Origin of the sequence: Legionella sp. km772, from assembly GCF_003989735.1 — a bacterium.
Taxonomy (GTDB): Bacteria; Pseudomonadota; Gammaproteobacteria; order Legionellales; family Legionellaceae; genus Legionella.
On sequence record NZ_RZGQ01000191.1, the window covers coordinates 1 to 4,776 of the forward strand.

A 4,776-nucleotide genomic window follows, 5' to 3' on the forward strand; every position below is an offset into this window, starting at 1 on the left:
TTTGGAAAATCAAATAATCACTATAAAGATCAAGCATATCCATTTAATTCCCTCCCTAAAATTAAGGGCGGAATTCTAATGCTTTTTAGTCAAACTACAAGTTTATGTGCGTAACATGAGTTAATAATTATGGCATCATCAGTCCCTGTAAACGTCCCACCCATCAATAAAACAATATATCCCCGTAAATGTCCCATCCTGAAAGTTTATAGTTATTCTTTATGGTTATTGAACTAACTCAATATAATCTTCCATTGATATGATATGACCTATTTCGTTAGGTCTATTTTCTTTAATGAAGCTATGAAAAGAGGCTTTGGTTGCAGGGTGATCTAGACCATGCTTTTTATACCAATTTTTGAGAATACTACTTTGCTCCTTTATGAATTTCTCAAAATCATCATTTAAATCGCTTTTTTGATTCTCTGTTAATTTCTCTAGGTATGTGTTTATCTTTTTGTTTACATACTGTTTGTAGCGCTCTGATTGCTCTTCCAATTTTTCTTTCTTTTCTTTTTCTTTAGCTTCTGAGATCTTGCGACGCTCATTAATTACAGTTTTGCTTGATCTACTGAGCTTATAATCCTTTTTTAATGCTTCAATCAAATACCCAGCTAATCCTCTAATTTTTCCAGCAACAAAATTTTCTGATTGGGTAATAATTTCTACTTTCTCTCGAATATACTCAATATCATACTTTGCATATGTCTCATCAATCATTTGTATTGAAAATCCAAATGTATTAGCCAATATTTGTCTTAATTCTTCATCAATCGATAAGTCCTTTATCTGAATTGGAGATTCATCAATGTTTTTTTCTAGCTTGAATCGAATTCTAGTAACTTTTTGATTAACTCGCTCTATTTCAGGAATAATACGAATGGGTGATACGGTATTTACTTCATTTATGCCTACATCAAGCACCCTTTTCTTAAAGTCTTTAAACACTTGATATTTTCCATCAAATACACCCATTAGTTTTCTAAAGATATCTAGCGGAAACCAAGGCGTCTGCGCAAGCCCTTTGTAACGAATGCAGTTCTCATAAAGCGCCAAACCATAGCCTGATTTGAATTTTGAAATCAGTTCAATGTTTATTTGGCCATAAATCTCAGGTTGATACATAAGATCTTTCATTACCTGGCTGTATTCATAAATGCAGACGCCGTTTGAAAGTTCTGCTGATGCCAATATGGAACTAGCCTTCCATTTTTTTTCTTGTCCAGTGGAGCAATCAATAACGTTCCATTCAATAGCTATTGTTATTAGTCCAAGCAAGGCTTCTTTTAGCTTTGCAGTATCTTTGCTATTGTATCCAATCAATTGATATAAATCTTTTCCTTTGATTTCAAATTGCTGTTTGTATGGAAGATCTGGATAAGCATTAAATAGTAGAGCATTAAACAACTTTCGCTGAACTAGCGATAGATTATTAGAGCAATGTATAGCATTAACATGCTTCTTTAGTTCAAGATTCTTATTATTTATAGCTGCGCTTTTCACACAGAGCTCCCTAATGATAAAATCCGGATATCCGGATTCCAATATCAATCCGGATATCCGGATTCCATTTCTTTTTCAAGATATTCAGACATATAGGAACACATAGATTCTAAATTTATTAATTCTGAAATTTCTTTATTTAGAACAATTGAAGGTAGCCCTCGTGAATCGCGCTTGAAAGTAAATAGCTTTTTGCCTTTTTGAGACACATAAAATTTAGCATCAGTCGAATGCTCGGAACGCATTGAAGATTGAGATACAGTACAATTTGATTCAAATACGCGCTCGAGCTTAGCTTGGGAATTAATTGTTTTACCTATCTGATTAGCAATAGACAGCATCATTTTATAGTTATTTTTTGATTTATTTAATATTTGAACTATCGACACAGCTAATTGTTTTGATAAGCAATGAATATTTGGAATTTTATCTATTATTTCATCAGGAATTTTGGAATAAGCCATTAAATCATTAAAAGTTGATGTGGACATATTCAACTTATCTGCAAGTTCTTTCTCAGTGTTAAATACCCCATCTACTAATAAACGCTTATACAGTGATGCATTAGAATAATTACTAACATCATTTCGCAATTTGTTTTCTGCATCTTGTGATGCTATAGCATCTTGGATATTTGGAATATCTTTTTTGATGACTAAAAAAGGTACTCCAAGTTGCAAACAAGCAATGTGTCTTCTTCTACCAAAAATAACTTCGTATTTAATTTTTCCATGCGGAGTAGGGTGAAGTCTGATCAATGCTGGTTGCAATTGCTTATTCATTTTAATTGAATCGACAAGCCCTTGGATATCACCCATTTCATTTTCATGACGATTAGCATAGCACCATGGTTCACATTCTGCAGGATCAATGTAAATTAACTCTTGATCTGAAAACTCAATTCCTGATTGTGTTTTAAAATAGGAAGAGGTTTTGGATAATGTTGGTGTTGAAGAGACCTCACTTGATGTTTCAAGCTTATTAATTTGACCGTTTCGCAATAGCATACCCAACGGGCCAGAATTATGGACATTTTTTTTACTGTTATCCATGGTTCTCTCCACTCATAGTTAAAGATGTTGCTTGTTTATCCCAAATATCTTTAAAGTTATTGATGATTTCTAAATTAACATCATCCAAATGCTGTAAAGCACGTCTGTATGCTTCTCTACTTCCTCGTGGCTTAGAAATGTCATAAATAGTTCCAATTTCATTAGCTGCTTTGGGAACCTCTACTGTTTCACACATGTGGTTCGTCAAAATATATCGTCCAAATTGCTCACGCATCATATTTTCCATTTGTAAAGCTTCGTTACTACCGGTATGTTTTGAAATTAAAATTCGAAGGTATTCTAATTTTTTAGAAGGTAGCTCTTTAAACATATTTCTTAATGTAGCTGTATACATAATGAAGCTAGAATAATCATTCATAGATGGAGGAATAGGGATAATGATTCCATCGCAAGCAATAATGGCATTTAAAGTAAGTAGTCCAAGATTTGGCCCACAGTCAATTAAGATAACATCATATTGATTTTTGATAATTTTTAAAGATTGAGTTAGCCTAATAACAGGGGAGCCAAGTCGATCTTGGTTGTTTGCTGTTTCATTAGGTAAAATTAAATCACAATCTTGTATCGCCAAGTTAGCAGGGATAATATCTAAACCATCGAAATGTGTTTTTAAAATAACATCCTTAATGTTATTTGGATTGGAAATAAGCACGTTGGTAATAGTATCTTCATATTTCAATTCTAAATCTGGTATCAATCCAGAACTGATTAACGTTGCAGTTCCTTGTGCATCAAAATCTAGTAATAAAACCTTTAAACCTTCAATGGCAATTTTTTTACCTAAGTCGACAGTCGTTTCTGTTTTTCCAACTCCACCCTTTAAATTAGAAATGGCAATAGTTAAGCATTTGGAACCTTTTGGTCTTTTATATCGAGTTCCAGCTTTGTCTCTTAGTGAATTTATAGCGGCTAAAGTGTACTTTTTTACATTTCTTCCATTTTCCTGCGTTTCTATCACTACTCCAGGAATATCCTCATGTGATTCTAGTAGTTTTCTGAAGGTAGGATCTGAGACTTTAACCATTTTTGCAGCTTCAATAGCACCCCATGTTCTCGGTTTTTTCCTTTTTTCGGGATTAATTACGTAGTTTCTGAGTGCTAATAACATATCGTTCCCGGCTTGATAAAATTTATCCATCAGTTGTTCGGGATTATCTGTGCCATAATTGATAATTTGAGGATTTAGCATGATTGCCTTTTGTTGAATAAACAAAATTTCACTGTTAATCTAATTTATCCGTGTTTTTATGAAAAAACAAGAATTTTATGAATTTTTCTATTTACTATAGAAACACAACGTGTTTTAATTTTTTTAAGATTATTTAATTTGTTGTTTAGAAGTGGAATAGGTCAATGTTCTTAAGGGTTGTAAGAGAATCTTGGGGACATTTACGGGAATTGTGAGGGACGTTTACAGGGATGGCTGCGGCGTTTACGGGATAGGGTGGGACGTTTGCAGGAAATAAAAATAAGAAAAATAACTGATGGTGCGACGTTTACAGGTAGGGTGGTACGTTTGCAGGGATAATTGAGGAGAGACACTTGTGTCAAATTTAGAATTGAAGGGATTGAAGTTGCTTCGAGCCTTAGACAATTCATTCCAGGATGGAGAATCTATACCCAGCGAATCGATAACTCATTTAGCTGTTGAGTTATTAAATTCTGGAAAATATCAGCCTAGGAAACAATTTGATGAGTCTATCTTAGACGAGCTCGCAAACTCCATCAAAGCCCAAGGGATTATCCAGCCACTTATTGTTAGAAAGGTTGCAGAAGAATGCTATGAGATTATTGCTGGTGAGAGACGTTGGCGAGCAGCAAAAAAAGCAGGCTTAACTTATGTCCCTGTTATTATTAGAAATATTGATGATAATGTAGCTCTCGCATTTTCACTAATTGAAAATATTCAACGCGAAAATCTTAATCCGATTGAAGAGGCGTTAGCATTAAACCGTTTTCGCGAAGAGTTTGAAATGACTCATGAGGACATAGCACAAATGATAGGGCGCTCTAGAGTTTCGGTTACTAATACGCTTCGCTTACTATCTTTGGACTCTAGAGTAATAGAGATGTTAAACGGGGATGGTTCAAATCTACTGAACACTTCCACCAAATTTTGTAGTCATTTTTGAGAGCAGTTATCGACCAACGAATTGGTTTATGATACATAGTTTATCGCTAAATAAAAATAAGGATCATG

The 4,776-nt window shown here is 33.9% G+C and carries 4 protein-coding genes; 1 reads left to right on the plus strand and 3 read right to left on the minus strand.

Features of this window, described 5'->3' with window-relative positions; translation table 11 throughout:
- Positions 1 to 225 precede the first annotated feature (225 nt).
- Genes ELY15_RS13410 through ELY15_RS13420 form a run of 3 tightly spaced genes read right to left on the minus strand, consistent with a single transcriptional unit; the run spans position 226 to position 3,765 of the window.
- Positions 226 to 1,503: a replication initiation protein gene (locus ELY15_RS13410; RefSeq protein WP_127100878.1), complete on the minus strand. Its 1,278-nt coding sequence runs from the start codon at positions 1,501 to 1,503 to the stop codon at positions 226 to 228.
- Positions 1,504 to 1,547: 44 nt separating this feature from the next.
- Positions 1,548 to 2,555 carry a ParB/RepB/Spo0J family partition protein gene (locus ELY15_RS13415; protein WP_127100880.1) on the minus strand — a complete coding sequence of 336 codons (1,008 nt, stop codon included), beginning with the start codon at positions 2,553 to 2,555 and terminating at the stop codon, positions 1,548 to 1,550.
- Entirely contained in the window at positions 2,548 to 3,765 is a 1,218-nt protein-coding gene (locus ELY15_RS13420; RefSeq protein ID WP_127100882.1) for an AAA family ATPase, read from the minus strand. The genes ELY15_RS13415 and ELY15_RS13420 overlap by 8 nt, the downstream gene beginning before the upstream one ends.
- A gap of 355 nt (positions 3,766 to 4,120) precedes the next feature.
- Between ELY15_RS13420 and ELY15_RS13425 the strand changes: the two genes are divergently transcribed.
- A complete protein-coding gene (locus ELY15_RS13425; protein ID WP_255411113.1) occupies positions 4,121 to 4,708 on the plus strand; it encodes a ParB/RepB/Spo0J family partition protein in 588 nt (195 codons plus the stop codon).
- Positions 4,709 to 4,776 lie beyond the last annotated feature (68 nt).